This is a genomic window from Pseudoflavonifractor phocaeensis (assembly GCF_021531375.1).
GTDB lineage: Bacteria > Bacillota > Clostridia > Oscillospirales > Oscillospiraceae > Lawsonibacter > Lawsonibacter phocaeensis_B.
In genome coordinates, this window is record NZ_JADYTU010000002.1 from 106,649 (window position 1) to 126,473 (window position 19,825).

The 19,825-nt window shown below is 60.7% G+C and carries 17 protein-coding genes and 2 tRNA genes; 9 read left to right on the forward strand and 10 right to left on the reverse strand.

Translation table 11 applies throughout. The features are described 5' to 3' along the window. Nucleotides 1-12 precede the first annotated feature (12 nt). Together I6E39_RS01885 and I6E39_RS01890 are read right to left on the reverse strand one after the other, a co-directional pair. On the reverse strand, nucleotides 13-687 hold the full coding sequence (locus I6E39_RS01885; protein ID WP_235379609.1) for a class I SAM-dependent methyltransferase: 675 nt from the start codon (nucleotides 685-687) through the stop codon (nucleotides 13-15). A 76-nt stretch (nucleotides 688-763) separates the two neighbouring features. Beyond that, nucleotides 764-1,627 (reverse strand): class I SAM-dependent methyltransferase, encoded by an 864-nt coding sequence (locus I6E39_RS01890; RefSeq protein ID WP_235379610.1) that lies wholly within the window; start codon nucleotides 1,625-1,627, stop codon nucleotides 764-766. Nucleotides 1,628-1,844: 217 nt separating this feature from the next. Between I6E39_RS01890 and I6E39_RS01895 the strand changes: the two genes are divergently transcribed. Then, nucleotides 1,845-2,540, forward strand: a complete 696-nt coding sequence (locus I6E39_RS01895) for a hypothetical protein (protein ID WP_235379611.1) — start codon at nucleotides 1,845-1,847, stop codon at nucleotides 2,538-2,540. Between the two features lie 428 nt (nucleotides 2,541-2,968). Here the strand turns inward: I6E39_RS01895 and I6E39_RS01900 are convergent, their stop codons facing one another. Beyond that, complete coding sequence (locus tag I6E39_RS01900) at nucleotides 2,969-4,447, reverse strand: copper amine oxidase N-terminal domain-containing protein (protein ID WP_235379612.1); 1,479 nt, start codon at nucleotides 4,445-4,447, stop codon at nucleotides 2,969-2,971. A 380-nt stretch (nucleotides 4,448-4,827) separates the two neighbouring features. Here I6E39_RS01900 and leuS point away from each other — a divergent pair, with 380 nt between their 5' ends. From leuS to I6E39_RS01920, 4 genes are all read left to right on the forward strand, one after another. Further along, entirely contained in the window at nucleotides 4,828-7,257 is a 2,430-nt protein-coding gene (gene leuS / locus I6E39_RS01905; RefSeq protein WP_235379613.1) for a leucine--tRNA ligase, read from the forward strand. A 341-nt stretch (nucleotides 7,258-7,598) separates the two neighbouring features. Next, a complete protein-coding gene (gene rpsU / locus I6E39_RS01910) occupies nucleotides 7,599-7,781 on the forward strand; it encodes a 30S ribosomal protein S21 (RefSeq protein ID WP_023348912.1) in 183 nt (60 codons plus the stop codon). Between the two features lie 173 nt (nucleotides 7,782-7,954). After that, nucleotides 7,955-8,030 (forward strand) — tRNA-Ala (locus tag I6E39_RS01915). Between the two features lie 104 nt (nucleotides 8,031-8,134). Beyond that, on the forward strand, nucleotides 8,135-9,070 hold the full coding sequence (locus I6E39_RS01920; RefSeq protein ID WP_235379614.1) for an ABC transporter substrate-binding protein: 936 nt from the start codon (nucleotides 8,135-8,137) through the stop codon (nucleotides 9,068-9,070). On the opposite strand, the gene cobA is transcribed toward I6E39_RS01920, so the two are convergent. Then, a complete protein-coding gene (cobA, locus tag I6E39_RS01925) occupies nucleotides 9,067-10,554 on the reverse strand; it encodes a uroporphyrinogen-III C-methyltransferase (RefSeq protein ID WP_235379615.1) in 1,488 nt (495 codons plus the stop codon). The two genes, I6E39_RS01920 and cobA, sit on opposite strands and share 4 nt — an antisense overlap. Beyond that, nucleotides 10,551-11,171 (reverse strand): precorrin-2 dehydrogenase/sirohydrochlorin ferrochelatase family protein, encoded by a 621-nt coding sequence (locus I6E39_RS01930; RefSeq protein WP_235379616.1) that lies wholly within the window; start codon nucleotides 11,169-11,171, stop codon nucleotides 10,551-10,553. Before I6E39_RS01930 ends, cobA begins: the two co-directional genes overlap by 4 nt. Nucleotides 11,172-11,398: 227 nt before the next feature. On the opposite strand from I6E39_RS01930, the gene I6E39_RS01935 reads away from it, so the two are divergent. The 3 genes from I6E39_RS01935 (at nucleotide 11,399) to I6E39_RS01945 (ending at nucleotide 12,373) form a co-directional block, all read left to right on the forward strand. Next, nucleotides 11,399-11,474, forward strand: a tRNA-Ala gene (locus I6E39_RS01935). Between the two features lie 196 nt (nucleotides 11,475-11,670). Next, a complete protein-coding gene (locus I6E39_RS01940; RefSeq protein WP_235379617.1) occupies nucleotides 11,671-11,988 on the forward strand; it encodes an alpha-helical endospore appendage domain-containing protein in 318 nt (105 codons plus the stop codon). 61 nt (nucleotides 11,989-12,049) lie between these two features. Then, complete coding sequence (locus I6E39_RS01945; RefSeq protein WP_235379618.1) at nucleotides 12,050-12,373, forward strand: hypothetical protein; 324 nt, start codon at nucleotides 12,050-12,052, stop codon at nucleotides 12,371-12,373. A gap of 136 nt (nucleotides 12,374-12,509) precedes the next feature. On the opposite strand, the gene I6E39_RS01950 is transcribed toward I6E39_RS01945, so the two are convergent. From I6E39_RS01950 to I6E39_RS01970, 5 genes are all read right to left on the reverse strand, one after another. Next, nucleotides 12,510-13,295, reverse strand: coding sequence for an ABC transporter ATP-binding protein (locus tag I6E39_RS01950; protein WP_235379619.1), 786 nt, complete (start codon nucleotides 13,293-13,295; stop codon nucleotides 12,510-12,512). Beyond that, nucleotides 13,288-14,304: a FecCD family ABC transporter permease gene (locus tag I6E39_RS01955; RefSeq protein ID WP_235379620.1), complete on the reverse strand. Its 1,017-nt coding sequence runs from the start codon at nucleotides 14,302-14,304 to the stop codon at nucleotides 13,288-13,290. Before I6E39_RS01955 ends, I6E39_RS01950 begins: the two co-directional genes overlap by 8 nt. 87 nt (nucleotides 14,305-14,391) lie before the next feature. Further along, complete coding sequence (locus I6E39_RS01960; protein ID WP_235379621.1) at nucleotides 14,392-17,037, reverse strand: ATP-binding cassette domain-containing protein; 2,646 nt, start codon at nucleotides 17,035-17,037, stop codon at nucleotides 14,392-14,394. After that, on the reverse strand, nucleotides 17,010-17,948 hold the full coding sequence (locus I6E39_RS01965; RefSeq protein ID WP_235379622.1) for an energy-coupling factor transporter transmembrane component T: 939 nt from the start codon (nucleotides 17,946-17,948) through the stop codon (nucleotides 17,010-17,012). Before I6E39_RS01965 ends, I6E39_RS01960 begins: the two co-directional genes overlap by 28 nt. Before the next feature lie 25 nt (nucleotides 17,949-17,973). Further along, nucleotides 17,974-18,801, reverse strand: coding sequence for a DUF4430 domain-containing protein (locus I6E39_RS01970; RefSeq protein ID WP_235379623.1), 828 nt, complete (start codon nucleotides 18,799-18,801; stop codon nucleotides 17,974-17,976). A gap of 643 nt (nucleotides 18,802-19,444) precedes the next feature. Between I6E39_RS01970 and I6E39_RS01975 the strand changes: the two genes are divergently transcribed. After that, entirely contained in the window at nucleotides 19,445-19,822 is a 378-nt protein-coding gene (locus I6E39_RS01975) for a Fur family transcriptional regulator (protein WP_235379624.1), read from the forward strand. The last annotated feature ends 3 nt before the right edge of the window (nucleotides 19,823-19,825 follow it).

The window sequence follows — 19,825 nt, forward strand, 5'->3', positions numbered from 1 at the left end:
GAGACAATGTTGTTACCGCGCGGGCTTGTGGATGACCAGATACAAGCTGGACCCATCCACTTCGGTCACTTCGTAGGGGTAGCCGAACTTCCGGCCGATGGCATCGTAGTCCTCGGGCGTCTGGGTGGTGGCCCGGAAGCCGTCCTTGCAGATGATGACGCCGTCCTTGGTCTGCTCCATGTCCAGTTCGCCCAGCAGGCCCTTGTCGGCCTGCTCCTGGAACCAGGCGATGCGGTGGTCCCAGAATCTAGCGCTGTAGGTGCTGAAGTAGGCGGTGCCGCCGGGAGCCAGGACGTCCAGGATCTTGGCGATCACCTGGTCGTCGGCCCGCATGGCGGACAGGCCGTTCTGCAGGCACAGGATCACGTCGAAGGGCCGGTCAAAGGCCATCTGGTGGACGTCCATGGCCACCATGCTGGCATTGGGGAAGTCCTTCAGATATTCCGTACCCAGCTTTACGCTGTCCTCGGAGATGTCCATGCCCACGATCTCGGCGCAGTTGGGGGCCAGCTCCCGGACGATGCGTCCGTAGCCGGCGCCCAGCTCCAGCACCCGCTCCGTTCCCGTGAGGTGCTGCCGGACAAAGTCGATCTCGGCCTCGAAGTACTGCTTGATGCGGGGAAGGGCAGTGTCGTACACCTGGAAGAGCTTCTGGGAATTGAGGCTTTCCGCGTAGTAATTGCTCACTGCTATCATCCTTTCTGATTGGTAGCCCATGGATTATGAAGAAAAGAGGACGCCCGACCTCTGATTTCATAAAAGATCATGTCCGGGTCCAGCGGCCTGTGGCTCCACAGGGGAGGGCCAGACCGCTCTCGGTGACGGGTAGGCCCAGTTCGTCGCTGACGGTGTGCCCGCCGAATCGTTTGGAGATCAGAGTTTCCAAAATATAGGTGACCACGCTGGGGGCCAGACCGGTGGTGTAGGAGTTGAGAATGATAAACAGGGGATCGTCGGACAACACGCCGGAGACCAGCTCCACAAAGGGATAAAGGTTCTCCTCCAGCTTCCACACCTCGCCGGTGGGTCCCCGGCCGTAGGAGGGGGGGTCCATGATAATGGCGTCGTACTTCCGGCCCCGGCGGATCTCCCGCTCCACAAATTTGGCGCAGTCATCCACAATCCAGCGGATGGGGGCGTCCTCTAACCCGGAGGACTTGGCGTTTTCCCGGGCCCACTGGACCATGCCTCTTGCCGCGTCCACATGGCACACGGAGGCCCCCGCGGCGGCGCAGGCCACCGTGGCCCCGCCGGTATAGGCAAACAGATTCAGCACGCTGACGGGGCGGCCCGCGTTTTTGATCTGATCCCGGGCGAAGTCCCAGTTGGAGGCCTGCTCAGGGAACAGGCCGGTGTGCTTGAAATTCATAGGCTTGATGTTAAAGGTCAGATCCCGGTAGGAGACGGTCCAGCGCTCGGGCATGGACTTGTTCCGCCACTGTCCGCCCCCGGTGGAGGAGCGGGCGTACCGGCCGGAATTCACCTTCCAGCCCCGGTGGGTCCGGGGGGTATTCCAAATCGCCTGGGGGTCGGGCCGGACCAGCAGCTGGTCTCCCCAGCGCTCCAGCTTTTCTCCCCGTCCGCAATCAATCAGCTCATAGTCCTTCCATTGATCGGAAAGCCACATAAAAGGCACACCTCATCCATCATAATACAAATTAAAACTAAGATAGTATATCATTTTGGGGCATTTCCGTCAATGAATTTGGGGGAACTTCCTGGGAAAAACCGGGGTTTTCGGAGATCCTGCGGGAAAAGATTGTAATTGGCGGAAGCATGTGATAAAATACTAAAAAATCCGACAAAATCAGATGCCACAGGCATTTTCAGAGAGGTGCATACCCATGGATCATCCCTTCCGCAGCGCAATGTTCGGCGGCTTCAACCGCCAGGATGTTTTGACGTATCTGGAGACCACCGCCCAGGAGGCGGCAAAGCAGCAGGAGGAACTCCGGCAGCAGCTGGACGCGGCCCGGGAAACGGCGGACCGGCAGAATGCAGAACTGACGGAGCGGCAGGAGCGGCTGAACCGGCTGGGTCAGGAGAGCGAGGGCTTGCGCGCCCAGCTGGAGCAAGCCAATATCGCCCTGTCCTCCTGCCGGACGGAGTGCAGTCAGAAGACGGAAGAGCTGGAGACAGCACGGTGGGAGATCAGTGAGCTGAAGGCCCGGGTCGCCGCCTTGGAGCCGGACGCCGCCGCCTATGCCGCCGTCAAGGAGCGGACCGCCGGGGTAGAACTGGAGGCCCACCGCCGTGCCCAGGCCATCCAGGAGGAGGCAGAGGGGCAGGCCCGCCAGCTGCGCCGGCAGATGGAGCAGTGGATCCAGAGGGTGGAAAGGGAGTACGACGCCCTGCGCTCCCAGGTGGAGTCCACCGTCTCCCACGCCGCTGACCAGCTGACTAAGGCGGAAAAGAGCCTGGAACAGGTCACCGCGCTGATGGAGGAGCGGGAGGTGACCCTGGAGTCCCTGGCCCAGGCTTATGCCGACACCGACCCGGCCAAAGTGACCGCGCCCATGCCTATCCCGGAGAAGGAGTGACCAATATACAGCCCCTTGTCCGTAAAAGGACAGGGGGCTTTTTTAAGTTTTGAATTGTAAATTTTAGTTTATCGTTTCAAGTAGGGTGAGGGCTTAGTAGGGCTGGGGCTTATCCCTCCCCCTTTTGGCCTTAGGCCATTTCCCCCCGACGGGGGGGATCGTCCCCCGCCGTCCGACGGCTGCCATTTTGGCGGCGGCCCCAAGGGGCCGCCCTACGGGCGGGGCGTCCAGAGGCCGCCCCCTACGAAGCCATATTGTAAACCGTGCGTAGGGGGCGGCGTCCTCAACGCCCCATAATACATCCATAAACTAACATTTATTTTATGAGAAGCAAGGTTTACTCTTTCAAATGAACGCGCCGCCGCCCAGTTCGGGCGGCGGCGCATTGGCGCATTGTCTATAAAACTTGTATAATGCTCGGTAATGGCTTACTCCAGACCGGGCAGCGCACCCATCATCTGGTTCAGGTCGATGACAACGGCACCGGCGGGGGGCGCGGTGACAGGCTTGGCGCTGGTGGACTGGTAAGTGCCGTCCATAGTCATGACCATCGTCATGTCGCTGGCATCCTCCAGGCTCATCTCGACGCTCATGCCCATCTGCATCTTGCTGCCCTTCATGGTGGCAGTCAACTCCATGGAGCCGAAAGAGGGGTCAAGAGCAGTCATCTCGATCTCATAGCCGGTGATCTTGGAGCCGTTGGTGTACAGGGTGAAGATCATGGCGGCGCCGTCCATTTCCAGCGTATTCACATAGGAAGAACCGGACTTTTCGAAAGCGCTGTCGGCGCATACGGCGTTGATCAAGGCCAGATAGTCGGAGGTAGTAAGCTCGGCGCTGGTCAGGGGCATGATCTTCAGCATGGAGGTCAGGGACTCCTCAAAGCTGGTGTCAAGAGAGGCCATGGACAGCTCCATCAAGGCGGTATAATCCATGCCCAGCATATCGCTCATTTGGTCGAACATGGCGGCCAGGTCCATCTTGAACCAGGCATTGGCCAGGTCTGGCTGCCCCATCAGATCGGCCAGGGCGGCGGACTGGAAGTAGAAAACGCCGTCGGCCATGTCACCGCGCATCTCAAAGTCGATGTCCATGGGGAACTGGGGAGCGCCAGCAACGCCGGTCATGGAGGAGGTAACGTCCTGACCGTCCACAGTCATGCTCATATCCATGACCATGTCGGTGTTAAACTGGAGAGCGCTGGCGCCGGCGGTCACCATATTATAATCGCCGTCCACGGTAAAGCTCATATCCATGGAAGAACCTTCGACAGCCGTGTTCATGCCAACGTTTGCGGTGTAGCTGCCGGAAACCTGCTGGTTCTTCTCGCTGAAGCTCTTGCTGTAAGCCAAGTATTTGTCCATCAGAGTGTAGGTCTCTTTGTTGGCGGCCATGATGGCATCCACGTCGTCAATGATGACGGTGCCCTGCTGGGCGTCCCATCCCACGGTGTAGCCCAGTGCGTCGGCTACCAGACCGAAGGGGATGTAGGTGCGGGAGAGAGAGGACTCAATGTAGGGGGCTACATCGGTGTCAATGACCTTGGTCTGGCCGTCCTGGATCAGAATGATCTGGTTCTTGCCGATGGTGAGGGAGATGGTCAGATCGCCCTTGGTGGCGGTGACAGTGGAGGTATCGCCATCCCAGGTCATGTCCTTCTCAGCAAAGCCCAGCTGCTCAAAGACAGCCACAAAGGGCAGGCAGGAGCGGTCGTTCTTGATCTTGGGGGTAGCGTCGGTGAAGGTAACGTAGTCGTGATTGACCATCACATAGAAGTCGCCTTGCTTTTCGGGAACGGCGGTGGGGGCCGGGCTGATGACCAGGTCGCCCTCGGCGGCGAAGGCAGAAACGCTCAGAGACAGAGCCAGCACGGCGCCGCAGAGCAGAGTGCGAAACAGCTTTTTCATACATACAACTCCTTTTCATTTTTCAAAATTCTCAAAATCCAACTGCGTATCGACCAGTGATTTGGTAAATTCATTATAAGGCGGGCGGAAATAGGGGTCAATCATTTCACAAGAAGTTTAATCGAAATTTTAAAAATTGTTCGAGTGTGCAGGCGCGGCGGCGTCTGGCTGATAGATGCATGGTGATATACCCAGGAGGAAGGCGCTTTTCAAACAGGGAACCTGATTTGAGATACGGAAAAATGAGGCTCTTTTTTGAAAAACGGCCTCATTTTCTGTCCCAGCCCTTGCAATCAGAAGACCCTTCCGGTATAATATTACGGAATCATTTCAGATATGAGCCGGTTCCCGGCCAAACAATACAGAAAGCGTGATGAATTTTGAAGTACGATTTCACCGCCATTGAGAAAAAATGGCAGACCAAGTGGAAGGAAGAGAAGACCTTTGCCTGTAAGACCGGCGACACCAGCAAGCCCAAGTTTTACGGTCTGGTGGAGTTCCCCTATCCCTCCGGAAACGGCCTGCATGTGGGCCACGCCCGGCCCTATACCGCCATGGATGTGGTGGCCCGGAAGAAGCGGATGGACGGCTATAACGTGCTGTTCCCCATCGGCTTCGACGCCTTCGGTCTGCCCACCGAGAACTTTGCCATCAAGAACCACATCCACCCTGCCAAGGTGACTCATGACAACATCGCCAACTTCACCAAGCAGCTGGAGATGCTGGGCTACTCCTTCGATTGGGACCGCGTAGTCAATACCACCGACCCCAGTTACTACAAGTGGACCCAGTGGATCTTCCTCCAGCTGTGGAAGAAGGGTCTGGCCTATAAGACCACCATGCCCGTCAACTGGTGTACCTCCTGCAAGTGCGTCCTGGCCAACGAGGAAGTGGTGGAGGGCGTGTGCGAGCGCTGCGGCGCCCCTGTCATCCGCAAGGAGAAGAGCCAGTGGATGCTGAAGATCACCGCCTATGCCCAGCGCCTCATCGACGATCTGGACGATCTGGACTTTATCGAGCGGGTCAAGATCCAGCAGAAGAACTGGATCGGCCGCTCCACCGGCGCCGAGGTCACCTTCAAGGCCACCACCGGCGAGGACATCGTGGTGTACACCACCCGTCCCGACACCCTGTTTGGCGCCACCTACATGGTGTTGTCTCCCGAGCATGAGCTCATCAAGGGCTGGATGGAGGCCGGCAAGCTGGCCAACGCCGACGAGGTGGCAGCCTATCAGAAGGTGGCCGCCTCCAAGTCCGACCTGGAGCGCACCGAGCTGAACAAGGAAAAGACCGGCGTGAAGCTGGACGGCGTACGGGGCGTCAACCCCGTCAACGGCAAGGAGATCCCCATCTTCATCTCCGACTACGTCCTGGCCACCTACGGAACCGGCGCCATCATGGCTGTTCCCGCCCACGACGACCGCGACTGGGAATTTGCCAAGAAGTTCGGCTGCGAGATCATTGAGGTGGTCTCCGGCGGCGAGGATGTGCAGCAGGCCGCCTTCACCGCCAAAGACGATACCGGCATCATGGTCAACTCCAACTTCCTCAACGGTCTGACCGTCAAGGACGCCATCCCCGTCATCACCAAGTGGCTGGAGGAGAAGGGCATCGGCCATGCCCAGGTCAACTACAAGCTGCGCGATTGGGTATTCTCCCGTCAGCGCTACTGGGGCGAGCCCATCCCCATGGTGTGGTGCGACAAGTGCGGCTGGCAGCCCATCCCCGAGGACCAGCTGCCCTTGCTGCTGCCCGAGGTGGAGTCCTACGAGCCCACTGACGACGGCGAGTCCCCCATCTCCAAGATGACCGACTGGGTCAATACCACCTGCCCCTGCTGCGGCGGTCCCGCTAAGCGTGAGACCGACACCATGCCCCAGTGGGCCGGTTCCTCCTGGTATTTCCTGCGGTATATGGACCCCCACAACGACAAGACTCTGGCCTCCAAGGAGGCTCTGGAGTACTGGTCCCCCGTGGACTGGTACAACGGCGGCATGGAGCATACCACTCTCCACCTGCTGTACAGCCGGTTCTGGCACAAGTTCCTCTACGACATCGGCGTGGTGCCCACCAAGGAGCCCTACCAGAAGCGCACCTCCCACGGCATGATCCTGGGCGAGGGCGGCGAGAAGATGTCCAAGAGCCGCGGCAATGTGGTCAACCCCAACGACATCATTGAGCAGTACGGCGCTGATACCATGCGCACCTATATTATGTTTATCGGTGACTTCGAGAAGGCTGCCGCCTGGTCCGCCAACGCCGTCAAGGGCTGCAAGCGGTTCCTGGACCGGGTCTGGAACCTGGCCACCGAGCAGGAGCATGTGGGCGACGAGTACTCCAAGGCCAACGAGGCCGCCGTTCACAAGGCCATCAAGAAGGTGTCCGAGGACATCGAGGCCATGAAGTTCAACACCGCTATCGCTGCCCTCATGGCTCTGGTCAACGACTTCTACGCCAACGGCGCCAGCCGGGGCGACATGAAGGCCCTGCTGCTGATGCTGTCCCCCTTCGCCCCCCATATGTGCGAGGAGCTGTGGGAGATGGCGGGCTACGGCGGTCAGGTCTGCCTCCAGCCCTGGCCCGAGTATGACGCGTCCAAGACCGTGGCCGCCACCGTCCAGATGGCCGTCCAGGTCAGCGGCAAGGTGAAGGCCAACATCGTGGTACCCGCCGACGCCAGCGACGAGGACATTGTGGCCGCCGCCCTGGCCGATCCCAAGGTGGCCAAGCTGGCCGAGGGAATGAACCTGGTGAAGTCCATCGTGGTCAAGGGCAAGCTGGTAAGCCTGATTTTCAAGCCCCAGGCCTGATTTGCCCTTGAACACGACCACGCGACAGCGCGGCGCGCCGAGTGGCGCGTAAATTCGAAGCGAAGCGTAGAATTGCGCAGGGCGAATTCACTTCGCCCGAGCATTTGAAATCAATGGGGTCCCCGCGAAATTTATTTCGCGGGGCGGTCAAGGGCAAGCTGGTAAGCCTGATTTTCAAGCCCCAGGCCTGATCTTTAAGCCCCAGGCGCAATTTACACTGCGTTCATAAATCCCCTCTTGACAGAGGCGCGAAAAATGAATATAATATCACTGTTAAAGCCATAAATATGGCCCTTACGTGGCAGGGGACGCCCCGCCGCGCCGGAGGGAGGGAAATATAAATGTCTGAAGTCCGTGTCAGAGAGAACGAGTCTCTGGAGAGCGCTCTGAAGCGCTTTAAGCGCAGCTGCGCCAAGTCCGGCGTGCTGGCCGAGGTCCGTAAGCGCGAGCATTACGAGAGCCCCAGCGTCAAGCGCCGCAAGAAGTCCGAGGCTGCCCGCAAGAACCGCAAGAAGTTCTACTAAGCCGAAAACCGCCGCAGCATAGGCTGCGGCGGTTTTTATCTTCACAAAGGCCGGCGTGAGAAGGACCAAACAGAAAAAATAAAAAATTTGAAATTAAGCATTGACAAACTCGACAGTATCTGATAAGATACTACTTGCGCTGAGCGTGACAGCGAGATCAGCGCGGTTCCGATGGGGGTATAGCTCAGCTGGGAGAGCGCTTGAATGGCATTCAAGAGGTCAGCGGTTCGATCCCGCTTATCTCCACCAAAAAACCTGTAACTGAAAAGTTACAGGTTTTTCTTTTTCTGTTAGAAAACCGGCTTCCGGGAAGAATACAGACTGTCCGCAGCGAAAGGAAGGGGAAGGACAACGTGAAAAAATTTTTATGCGTCATCCTGGCTGTCAGCCTATTAGCCGGCTGCGGCTCCGGAAACAGGGATACGGTCCCGGAGGGGGAGGAAGGGATCACCTTTACCGACGACTTGGGCAGGACCGTGACGGTGGATCAGCCGGAGCGCGTGGCCGTGCTGATCGGCAGCTTTGCGGACATCTGGTGTCTGGCGGGAGGGAAGGATACCCTGGTGGCGGCGGCCCACGACAGCTGGACCAGCTTTGATTTGGGTCTGGAGGACTCCGTGGCGGACCTGGGGGCGGTGAAGGAGCCCAGCATAGAACTTCTTCTGGCGTCTGAGCCCGATCTGGTCCTGGCCAGCAGCAACACCGACGCCCAGGTGGACCTGCTGGAGGTGCTGGAGAGCAGCGGTCTCAATGTGGCCTATTTTAAGGTGGCCGATTTTGAGGATTATCTGCGGATGCTGAAGATCTGCACCCAGATCACCGGACGGGAAGAGAATTACCTCCAGTACGGCCAGGCGTTGGAGGAGCAGCGCCAAGCTGCCATAGACCGGGCGGACGGCAGCCGGCCCACGGTGCTCTATGTCCGGGCCACGGGGTCCAGCTGTAAGGTGAAGAACAGCCGGGACAGTGTGCTGGGCGAGATGCTGGCGGACCTGGACTGCGTCAATGTGGCGGACAGCAATACCGGACTGCTGGAGGAGCTCAGCATAGAGGCCATCCTGGAGGCCGACCCTCAGTTCATCTTTGTGGTCCTGCAGGGGGCCGATCCCACCGCCGCCCAGGAGACTTTGGACCGTACCCTCCTGTCCAACCCGGCCTGGAAGAGCCTTACCGCGGTGAAGGAGGGGCGCTGCTATATGATGGACCACCAGTTGTATAACCTGAAGCCCAATGCCCGGTGGGGCGAGGCCTACGAAAATCTGGCGGATATCCTGTATCCTGTGTCTTAACGCGGGGACTGGCAGTCCGCCAGGATGGACTGGACCATCCCCTGGACGGAGGTGTCCGCCGGGACCAGGGGGGAGGGACCGCCCCGGTCCAGCAGGGCCTGGGCGGTGACCTCGCCGATGCAGACGCATCTGGCCCGAGAGGGCAGAGCGCCGTACTGCCGGAAAAACAGGTCCACTCCGCTGGCGCTGGAGAAGGTGAGGTAGTCCAGGCTGGGCAGCGCGTGGGCGGTCTGCCGGGCGATCTCCGGATCTGATTGCAAGTCATAGAGGGGGATCTCATGGACGGTCAGCCCCCGCTCATGAAGCAGGGCGGGCAGCACCGGGGAGCCCTTCAGAGACCGGAGGAGGAAGATGTCCTCCTCCGGTTTTGCCATCTCCCGGAGGGCGAGCCCCAGCCCCCGGCTGGTGTACTGGGCCGGACACAGGTCCGCCCGGATGCCGTGCTGTGCCAGAGCTTCTCCGGTAGCTGCCCCGATCACGGCGAATTTGCAGGCGTGGAGCCTTCGCAGGTCGAGCCCCTGTTCCCGGAGCCGCCGGAAAAACAGCCGGACCCCGTTGGCGCTGGTAAAGACCAGCCAGTGGGGGGCTCCGTCCGCCAGCACGGAGAATTCCAGATCGGGCTCAAGCTCCAAAAGAAGGGAGCGCTCCGCTAAGGTGACCGAGGCGCCCAGCCCTGTCAGCGCCTCCTCCAGACGCCCGGCGACGGCTTCCGTGCCGGTGATCCCCACACGGACCCCGTCCAGGGGCCCGGAGAGGGTGGAAGAGAGGTCCATCCCGGCCACCTGGCCCACCACGATGACGGCGGGAGGCTGTACCTCACGGGCCAGATCGGCGATGTCGGCCAGGGTGCCCCGCACCGTGGCAGGATGAGGGGCGTTCCCTCCGGAGATGACGGCCGCCGGTGTGTCCGGGTCCTTTCCCGCCGCCAGCAGCCGGGCGGCCAGCTGAGGAAGCTGGCTCAGTCCCATCAGAAAGACCAGCGTCCCCTCCAGCACGGCCAGCTTGTCCAGTTGGGAGGGCAGGGCGTCCGGCGTGTGGGCGGTGTGCCCGGTGACGATGTGGAGGCTTTGGCTGGCGCCCCGGTGAGTGACCGGGATGCCGACAAGAGCGGGGATAGCGATGGCGGAGGAGACGCCGGGGATCTCCTCATAGGGGATGCCGGCGGCCTGGAGGGCCAGGATCTCCTCACCGCCCCGGCCGAACACGAAGGGGTCCCCTCCTTTGAGACGGGCCACACCCTTGCCCTCCCGGGCAAGGGCCACCAGCTTGGCGCTGATGTCGGACTGGGAGGCGGAGTGGCGGCCTTGCCGCTTGCCCATGTAGAGGCGCTCCGCTCCCTCCGGGACCAATTCCAGCAGCCGGGGGTCGATGAGGTCGTCATAGACCACGGCGTCGCAGCGCCGCAGCCGCTCCATCCCCCGCAGGGTGATCAGATCTGCCGGACCGCAGCCGGCGCCGATCAGGTAGACGCATCCGGTGTTCATTGGAATGATTCCTCCCCCTGTAAGATGTTACGTATTTGTTCGTCAGTCAGCGGTCCGCCCTGATCCAGACAGGCGGCGAACAGCTGGGTGAAGAGCCGGGAGCGCTGACGCTCCAACGGGAAGGCCTCCTTCAGCCCGGAGCGCTGTCCCTCCAGCCATTCCAGGATCTCGTCGAAGCGCTCGGGCAAAAGACGTTCCACCTGTTCCTTCAGCCAGATGGCGGCGGTGGGACTGGCGCCGCCGGTGGAGATGCCCACGGAGAGGTCCCCGTGCCGGACCAGCGCCGGGAACAGGAAGGAGCAGGCTTCCCGGTCGTCTACTACATTCACGGGAATGCGCCGCTCCCGGCAGAGGGCGGAGATCTCCCTGTTGAGATTCTGATCGTCGGTGGCCGCCACCACGAAAAATACCTCCTCCAGATCCTGAGGGGAGAAGGCGCGCCGGAGAAGGGTGAGGCCGGGGATGGCCTCCAGCTCCGGCAGGAGGGCGGGGGAGACCACCGTGAGGCGGGGGCCGTAGGGCAGGAGCTTCTCTACTTTCCGCAGGGCCACGGTCCCGCCGCCTACGATCAGACCGGGCTGACCGGCCAGCTCAACAAAAAACGGAAAATATCCCATAGATCTCTGCCGGACAGAGCCGGCACACCTCCTTGGATCAAAAGTTGCTTTTCCGGAAAAAATCTTGCCCGCCGGCGGCGGGACAGCGCGATTCATGCGCCGAATACAATAATATTATAGCACAAAAAGAAAACGAATTTTAGGGGTTGACAAGTCAGGGAAATATGGTATAATAACACCCGGACTTGAGTGCGGGACCTGAAACGCATTTGAGTAAAAGTAAATATGGGGGTATAGCTCAGCTGGGAGAGCGCTTGAATGGCATTCAAGAGGTCAGCGGTTCGATCCCGCTTATCTCCACCAATTTCAAAAAGAGATGCAAAGGACTCGTTTCCAAAAGGAAACGAGTCCTTTGCATTTGCGTCAATGAAACCACCAGCCAGCAATGGACGCTCCAGATGGTCCCCTGCAAATTGTGTCAACCCCTTACCAGAGCGCATAGGATGAACTGTGCCAACCGGCACACAGGCACAATCATGAACGAAGGGACGATTATTCTATGGAAGCCATGCAAAGCTTACCTTTCCGTCACGATGACAGCCGCTGCAAAGCGATTACTGAGTTGATCGAAGCTGTCGCCAAGGAGCAGGAGACCCTGGCCCGCATTCTGGAGGCCGAGCACAAAAAGATCGAAAAGACCACCGAGCTGTGCGGCACCGATGTGGATGACTTGGTCAAGATCGACAAGAGCGTCGAGCGTGTTCTGGCCGCGGTGACCCGCCTGGATCTGGCACTCCAGCTGAAGCTGGACCTGTTCCAGGACTGCCTCTGCCCGGATACACCGTGCTCCGGCGACCACTCCCCCTGCCATAAATGAACCGGACGCGGATCAGGAGCAAGCTCCCGATCCGCGCTGTATTGCTGAGGAGGACCATTTCATGGGCTGCTTTCTTTCAGAACCCTTAGTCCCTAAGGACAGCGACAGCTTGCTCTGCGTATACTGTCAGAAGTGCCGATACCAGAAGAGGTGTCCTTATATTTACGATCAGGCTTTGTACCGTGCGGCCCGCCAAGGATGTGCGGCGGCGCAGCTCCTGACAGCAGAAGCTGACCGGACCCTGAAGAGGCTTTCCCGTGCTGACGACGTCCGCTGCCTGCGCAGCAGTGACGGGGCTGTCGAGTATGTGCTGTCCCATGCACTGAGCTTGGAAATGTCCTCGCTGGATGAACTGGGTGCCCAAACGGTGAAAGGCGTCCTTTGAGGAGCCACTGATTCAATAGTCTTTATGCAAATCAGGAAACATGGTTGTCGTAACGTTTGCTACTGCCGGGTGTTAAGAAACGGGACGGGAACAAAAAGGCCTGTAACGGCAACGTTACAGGCCTTTTTAAAAGGATTCAGCCCTCTTTCCGGGTATCTCCCGGCGCAAACAGATAGGCGACGCCGCCGGAAGGGGAGCGCACCTGCTCCGTACGGACGGAGAACACCCGGTCCAGTGCGCCGGAGCGGTAGACCGCCTCGGGCGGGGCCGCCATGACCACCGTGCCCGCTCCGTCCATCAGACAGACCCGGTGGGACACGGTCAGGGCGTCGGACAGGTCGTGGAGCGTCATGACCACCGTTTTTCCGCTCTGGTTCAGCCGCCGGGCCAGCTCCATAACTGCCAGCCTGCTGCCCACGTCCAGGTAGGTGGCGGGCTCGTCCCACAGCAGCAGCGGCGTCTCCTGGGCCACCGTCATGGCCAGATACACCCGCTGGCGCTGACCGCCGGACAGCTGTCGCAGCTTTTTGTGCCGCCACTGGGTCACCTCCGTGATCTCCATGGCGCGGTCCACCTGTTCCCGGTCGTGGGCGGTCATCTGCCTGGAAAATCCCAGATAAGGGAAGCGGCCGTGGGCCACCAGAGCCCCTACGGTGATGTCCGGGGTCTCCCGGAGCTGGGGCAGATAGGCCCGGAACCGGGCCAGTTCCCGCTCGGACAGTTGGGCCAAGTCCCGGTCCTCTGCCTGGACGGAGCCAGCCTGAGGGGGGAGCAGTCCGGCCATGGTTCGGAGCAGGGTGGTCTTTCCGCAGCCGTTGGGCCCGATCAGGGAAAGGATTTCCCCCCTGCGGACGGTCAGGTCCACCTGCCGGGAGACGGGAACGCCGGCGTAGCCGGTGCCCAGGCGGATACACTCAATCATGCAGCTTCCCTCCTCTCCTGTGGAACAGCAGGACGATGAAGCAGCACCCGCCGACCAGGGACAGGACCACACCCACGGGGAGCTCGAAGGGGGCGAACAGCACCCGGCCCAGCAGATCGCACAGCAGCACGCTGCTGGCCCCCAGCAGGGCCGACCCTGCCACCACCGTCCGGCTGTCCGCGCCCAGGAGAATGCGGGCGGCATGGGGCACCAACAGCCCCACAAAGCCGATGAGCCCGGCAAAGCTCACCGAGGCCCCCGCCAGCACCGCCGCCGTCAGGATCAGCAGCAGCCGGCAGCGCTCCACCTTCAGCCCCAGGGAGTGGGCCATCTCCTCTCCCAGAGCGAGGATGTTCATATCTCCGCTCAGAACCAGGGCGGCGGCCAGTCCCGCCGCCAGATAGGGCAGGGCTGCTTTCAGCTCTCCCATGGTGACGCCGTTGAGGGTGCCCACGGAAAAGCTGTTATAGGCCGCCAGAATGTCGGGGAACAGGAACCTAATGCAGGCGGAGGCCGCGTTGATGACGCTGGTCACCGCCACGCCGGCCAAAATCAGGGTCATCCGGGAGGCTCCGGTCCACCGGGCCACCCCGTAGATCAGCAGGGCGCAGGCCAGCGCGCCTACGAAGGCGGCAGCCGGCAGCAGGGCCACCGCCCTGGGAAACAGGGCCATCACCATCAGGGAGGCAAAACCCGCCCCGGCGTTTACACCGATGATGTTGGGTCCGGCCAGGGAGTTGTTCAGCACCACCTGGAGTACCGCCCCGGAGACTGCCAGACCGCAGCCGCACAGAACGCCGCCCAGGGTCCTGGGCAGGCGGGAATAGAGGAAGATCCGCAGGGCCGTATCCTCCCAGTCGCCGGCCAGGGCCGCACGAAGCGCCTGCCACAGGGACAGGCGGATGGAGCCCAGCAGAAGGGACAGGACCACCGATACCAGCAGCAGCGCCGCCAGCCCGGCCAGCCGCATCCCGGACCGCCGTCCGTCCATCCGCTTCCATTGGTCCATTGTTTCACACCCTTTCTTACCGGCTTGATCGCCCCCACGGTGGGAGCGGTGATACGCTTTTCAAAAAATTGGGAGAGCGTCCGATTCCTACTCCACCAGCCCATATTTGACCTGGATGCGGTCCAGCTTCTCCAGCATGGGTTCGGCCGCAAACCAGAGGAACAGCCATGTGGCGGCGGCATGAACGCAGTCCATGGGGAACCCGGTGATATAATAGGTCAAAAGGATCTTCCAATTGAGCTCGCTGGCCCACATCAGGGCGGAGGCCGGGTTCATGATGCCGCCGTAAATGAGGATGGCGGAGAGGGCTCCGAAGGAGCAGAGAGCTCCCCTGGTGCGGCGCAGCCAGCCCTTGCGGAACAAAACGCCCGCCAGAAAGCCGGTGATGCCCATGGCGAACATCTGCCAGGGCGTCCACGGACCCTGGGAGAACATCACATTGGAGGCCAGCATGGTCATAGCCCCCACCAGAAAGCCTGTCTCGCCTCCGAAAGCCACACCGGCGATGATGGTGATGGCCAGAGCGGGCTTGAACTGGGGCAGCATGAAGAAAACCGCCCGCCCGGCCACGGCGATGGCGCAGAGTACCGCGATGACCACCAGCTCTCTGGCCTGGGGCTTGCGCCCCTCAAAGATCAGGAAGAAGGGTAGCATGGTCTCCAACAGGATCAGCAGGGCAATGAAATAATATTTCCTGCTGTCCAGATAATACACGCCGAAAAACAGTGTCAGCGGGATCAGCAGCAGGATCATGACCATTGCCGCCAGTGTGCGCTTGGCAAGCTTCCGCTTCTCCCGGGGAGGCTGCTCCAGGTAGTCCGGGCGGCGGTGCCTGCGGCTGACGCAGGCGGCGAACACAAGCAGCGCCGCAATGAAAATGCCGTACAGTCCCATTTGACCCGCAGCCTGCTCTGACAGGCCCTGCGTATTGACCAGAGCGGTCAGATCGGCGGTCCCCATGAAGCGCAGCAACAGCGTCAGGGACAACCCGCCGGACAGTACGGCCCCCAGCCTGCGCGGCCACGAAAGGGGTTGCGGCCTGTCTGCGCTGCTGCCGACGTCCGGCTCAGGCAGCGCCGGGGTGTCCCTGGGAAGCTCCGGCGCGGGGGGAAGCTCGCCGCCGCAGGCGGCAATGAGATCCTCCGCCGTCACCGCCTCGGGCAGCAGGGACCGGGCCATCCGGTTGGCGGAGGTGGTGTAGAAGCTGTTTCCGGAGAAGAAGGCGCGGGGCGGCGCCTCGGCGACGATGTTCCCGTCAAAGAACAGAGCGCAGCGGTGGGCGTATTTGGCGCAGAACTCAATGTCATGGCTGACCATGAGCACCGCCGTGCCCCAGGCCAAAAGGGCCTGCAGGATCTCCCCGAATACCTGCTTGAACTGGGCGTCCAGGCCCTTGGTGGGCTCGTCCAGCAGGAGAATCTCGGGGTCGAGGAGCAGGACCTTGGCCAGGGCGGCGCGCTGCTGTTCGCCGCCGGACAGATCGTAGGGGTGCCGGTCCAGCAGCTCCTCCAGGCGGCACAGCCGTACCACGCGGGCTACCTTGGCGTCCCGGACGTCCTGGCTGAGCTTTTTGTCCCTGAGAATCTCCAGCAGGTCCTCACGGACGGTCTTTTTGAGAAACAGAGTCTGGGGGCTCTGGGGCAGCACGCCCACGGTGCCCTGGGCAGACACCTTGCCGCGGACGGGCTTCAGCAGCCCGGCCGCTAACTTGAGCGAGGTGGTCTTTCCGGTGCCGTTGCCGCCCAGCAGAGCCAGAAATTCTCCCCTCCTGACGGTGAGGGACAGGCCCTTCACCACGTCGGGCTGGTCCCGCTCATACCGGAACCACAGGCCGTCGGCCTGGACGGCGGCTGCGCCGTAGGGGATGTGCCCGGGCTCCGGAGGCAGATCGTTCCAAGTATGGCTCGCGCCAAAGCCGGCCAGCCACTCCCGGCCTTCCCGGACGGTAATGGGGCATTGGGCGTTGTTCTCCACCGCCGCCCACACCCGCATAGGGGTAGGCATGGCCAGGAACATGGCGTGTCCACGGCTCTTCAGCTGTGCGCCCACCTCCCTGGGAGTTCCGGCGCAAAGCAGCCTGCCCCCGTCCAGAACGGCGGCGCGGCTGGCCAATGGGAGCGCCTCCTCCAGACGGTGCTCCGTCAGAAGGATGGTGGTGCCCAGCTCCCGGTTGATCTTGCCCAGGGTGGCCAGAAAATCCGAGGCCGCGATGGGATCGAGCTGGGAGGTGGGCTCGTCCAGAAGCAGAAGATCGGGCTGCATGACCATGACGGAGGCAAGATTGAGCAGCTGCTTCTGCCCGCCGGACAGCTGGGCGACGTCCCGGTGGAACCAGGTCTGGATGCCGAAGAAGGAGGCCATCTCCGCCACCCGGCGGCGGATGGTGGGTGTATCCCAGCCCAGGCTCTCCGGCCCAAAGGCCAGCTCGTGCCACACCTTATCGGTGACGATCTGGTTGTCCGGGGACTGCTGTACAAAGCCGATGCGCCGGGACTGGGTGCGCCGGTCCAGTTGGTCAAGGGGCGTCCCCTCGAAGAGGATCTGACCGCTCCGCCTCCCGTGGGGGACCAGAACAGTCTTCAACTGGCGGAGCAGGGTGCTTTTGCCGCAGCCGGAGGGGCCGCAGAGGACGAAGAACTCCCCCTGCCCCACCGAGAGGGTCAGGTCCTCCAGCGCGGGCTTTTCCTGCTCCGGATAGAAAAAGCTCAGGTTTCGGATCTCAAGTGTTTCCATTTTCGATCCTCCGATTTGTTCAAAAATACCGGCGTCAGACACAGTGCCAGATACACCAGCTGGAAGCTGACCGTCATGGGGGTGATGGGGGCGACCCGGACGGTGGGGTAATAGCGGCAGTACAGCCCGCCGGCCATCCACCCGGCCAGGATATAAAATCCGCAGAAGGACAGCCACGCCAGAGCGCCCTTGTCCCGGCTGTCCAGACGGTAGATGGAAAAGGCGGTGCGGCCCGGCAGACCGTAACCCCGGCTCTTCATGCTGTCCGCCGTCTCAATGGCGTTTTCCAGCGCCCAGGTGACCAGGATGGAGAGGACTGTTACGGCGCCGCGAAGCCGCCAGATCAAGGGTCCCTTGGACACGTCGCGCCCCACGTACCGCTGGGCTTCGCTGACCGCGTGGAGCTGCGCCTTGAAGCGGGGCACCAAGCGCAGGGTCATAGACAGCACCAGACTCAGGGCCGGAATGATGCGGCCGAACAGGTAAATGAACTTATCCGAGGTCATGACGGCGTGATAGCAGGAGAACCAGGTGATGACGCTGGCCAGCATCACGGCCGCGGCAATGCCGTAGAGGATGCTCTCCGCGGTCAGTGGATTGCCGGAGGGGAGATAGACCAGCAGCGTGGCCCCCTGATGGTTGAAAGCCGGATTGACTAGGGCCGCCATGAGTATCATGGGCAGCATATACAGCAGGGAGAACCGCGCGGCTCTCCGGCCGTTGAGGCAGAGCGCGTAGCAGAGGGACGACCCCAGGGAAATGGCCAGGCTGGCCGGGTGCATGAAAAACATGGTGAACACCAGCACCAGCCCGAAGTACAGAAAATTCACGATGGGGTGGTAGCCGGAAAAGGCGTCTCGGTTTTGAATAAGGCAACCCTCCTGTGGCGCGAAGGCGGCGCGCCCAAGCATGTGTAAGATCCTTTGGGGGAAGGGTTCAACCCTCCACCGAATTGCGGCCGCCTACATCGGCGCCCTGGTCGCAGGTGTAGACCCAGCAGATAACATCGCCGTCCTTGAGCTGATAGCGGGAGCAGCCGTAGTTGGGGAACCACTCGTTGACCTTGTACATCCAGCCGGACAGTTCGCCGCAGTCAAACTCATACAGGTTGTGGATGCCCTCGATATAGTCGCTGTCGTAGAGGGGGGTGTTGGTGTATTCCAGGTGGATCTTCTGTTCCCGGCAGGTGCGCCGGAGCACGTCGAACACGCTTTCCCCCTCTGTAAAGGTGACAGAAATGGGCTTCAGGACCCAGCCGTCCTCCGGCACCAGCTCCGCCTTCTCCGGGTCCAGCCAGTCCATATGGCTGAGGATGGAGGCGCAGGAAATGGACAGGGTGCAGGTGCGCTCCGTATCCGAGGGGGTTGCGTCCTGGGGGCCTGCCGGCAGGGGCGCGTCTTCGGACGCCGGGATAGTGGCCGTATTCTGCTGCCCGGAGCGGTCCGCGTCCACAGATTGGATGCCGGAGGAGGAACTGGCGTCCGGCCCGGCCTGCTCGTCAGACTGTCCGTTTTCGGAAGCGTCGGGGGGCGTTCCATCAGACTTCGCGGCCCCGTCCGGTCCGACCCCGGGGCCCGGAGTTTGGGAGGACTCTGCCGGGTCGGAGACGGAGGCCGGGACGCTGTTCTCTGGGGAGCTCCCGCCGTCCGACGCCGGAAAGCCTGATGTGCCGGGGGCGCTGCCGCCGTACCAGAAGGCCCCGGCCAGCACCGCCGCGATCAGGATCGGGAGTATGACCTTCCATTTGTTGTTCTTCCACCACATATTCTCTCGCTCCTCATCATCTCAGGTTTCGCGGCCTGCGGGCGGTTAGAAAAAGACAACAGGCCACCCTGCGAGCGGCCTGTTTCTCATGAATGGGCGGTAGGGACGGCCTCGTACGGACCGCTTCACAGGGACCGAAAGGTGCTGTTATTTCAATGAAAAATATTATAACACAGCTTCCATGGAGATAGGAAGTATATTGCTGAAGAAAATTCTCTGCGGCAAATTTTGGGAAAATGAAAAGAATAACAAGCTTTACTCAAGAATATCACATTTTATGGCCCAGGCGTTTGAACGGTGTCAGGAAATGCCGGAGACATCAAATAGGAAGCCTCTGACGTTGGAAAAGGGGAATGAGATACAATCCGCGACGACGTGGAACCCGCGGACACGTTCGATGCGCTGACATTCAAGCCTGCACCCTAGAACCAAATCACAACCCAGCGCAGCGGCTGTGATTTGGAAAAGAGGGACAAAGCGGACATTGTTCCGACGTGGTGCAGGTAGTGGAGACCGAACCTGCTGAATGAATGCGGAGAGCGGATCAATGATGTGTAGCGGGAAAAAGACTATTGACAAATTTATTAGAAAGAATATAATAATATTAAAATCATTCTAATTTATAACTGGACATGATGTGCATATGACAAAGTACGAGAAAGCGATTTACGATATTGTTGCCACGAGCCATGAACATCTGACCGTCAATCAGGTTTATGAGCGGCTGAAAGGCGATTATCCCAAAGTGGCCCCCGCAACGGTATACAACAATCTGAACAAGCTGTGGGAATCCGGTTTTATCCGCAAAGTCTCCGTTGAGGGTGTGCCGGACCGGTATGATTCGCCGCAGAAGCATGACCACCTTGTCTGCAAGCATTGCGGGAAAATCATGGATATCTCCTTTGAAGACTTGACTGCGCCCCTGCGCAGTCAACTGGGAGAGGACTTTTTGTACTATGACCTGAAAGTATACTATCTCTGTCCGGAATGTAGGGCAGAGAAGGCAAGAAAAACGAGATAAGCG

Bases quoted from the DNA above. Each gene is read 5' to 3' on its own strand.
- I6E39_RS01890 (WP_235379610.1), bottom strand. From the start codon at position 1,627: ATGTGGCTTTCCGATCAATGGAAGGACTATGAGCTGATTGATTGCGGA.
- I6E39_RS01895 (WP_235379611.1), top strand. From the start codon at position 1,845: ATGGATCATCCCTTCCGCAGCGCAATGTTCGGCGGCTTCAACCGCCAG.
- I6E39_RS01900 (WP_235379612.1), bottom strand. From the start codon at position 4,447: ATGAAAAAGCTGTTTCGCACTCTGCTCTGCGGCGCCGTGCTGGCTCTG.
- rpsU (WP_023348912.1), top strand. From the start codon at position 7,599: ATGTCTGAAGTCCGTGTCAGAGAGAACGAGTCTCTGGAGAGCGCTCTG.
- cobA (WP_235379615.1), bottom strand. From the start codon at position 10,554: ATGAACACCGGATGCGTCTACCTGATCGGCGCCGGCTGCGGTCCGGCA.
- I6E39_RS01930 (WP_235379616.1), bottom strand. From the start codon at position 11,171: ATGGGATATTTTCCGTTTTTTGTTGAGCTGGCCGGTCAGCCCGGTCTG.
- I6E39_RS01940 (WP_235379617.1), top strand. From the start codon at position 11,671: ATGGAAGCCATGCAAAGCTTACCTTTCCGTCACGATGACAGCCGCTGC.
- I6E39_RS01945 (WP_235379618.1), top strand. From the start codon at position 12,050: ATGGGCTGCTTTCTTTCAGAACCCTTAGTCCCTAAGGACAGCGACAGC.
- I6E39_RS01950 (WP_235379619.1), bottom strand. From the start codon at position 13,295: ATGATTGAGTGTATCCGCCTGGGCACCGGCTACGCCGGCGTTCCCGTC.
- I6E39_RS01955 (WP_235379620.1), bottom strand. From the start codon at position 14,304: ATGGACCAATGGAAGCGGATGGACGGACGGCGGTCCGGGATGCGGCTG.
- I6E39_RS01960 (WP_235379621.1), bottom strand. From the start codon at position 17,037: ATGGAAACACTTGAGATCCGAAACCTGAGCTTTTTCTATCCGGAGCAG.
- I6E39_RS01965 (WP_235379622.1), bottom strand. From the start codon at position 17,948: ATGCTTGGGCGCGCCGCCTTCGCGCCACAGGAGGGTTGCCTTATTCAA.
- I6E39_RS01970 (WP_235379623.1), bottom strand. From the start codon at position 18,801: ATGTGGTGGAAGAACAACAAATGGAAGGTCATACTCCCGATCCTGATC.
- I6E39_RS01975 (WP_235379624.1), top strand. From the start codon at position 19,445: ATGACAAAGTACGAGAAAGCGATTTACGATATTGTTGCCACGAGCCAT.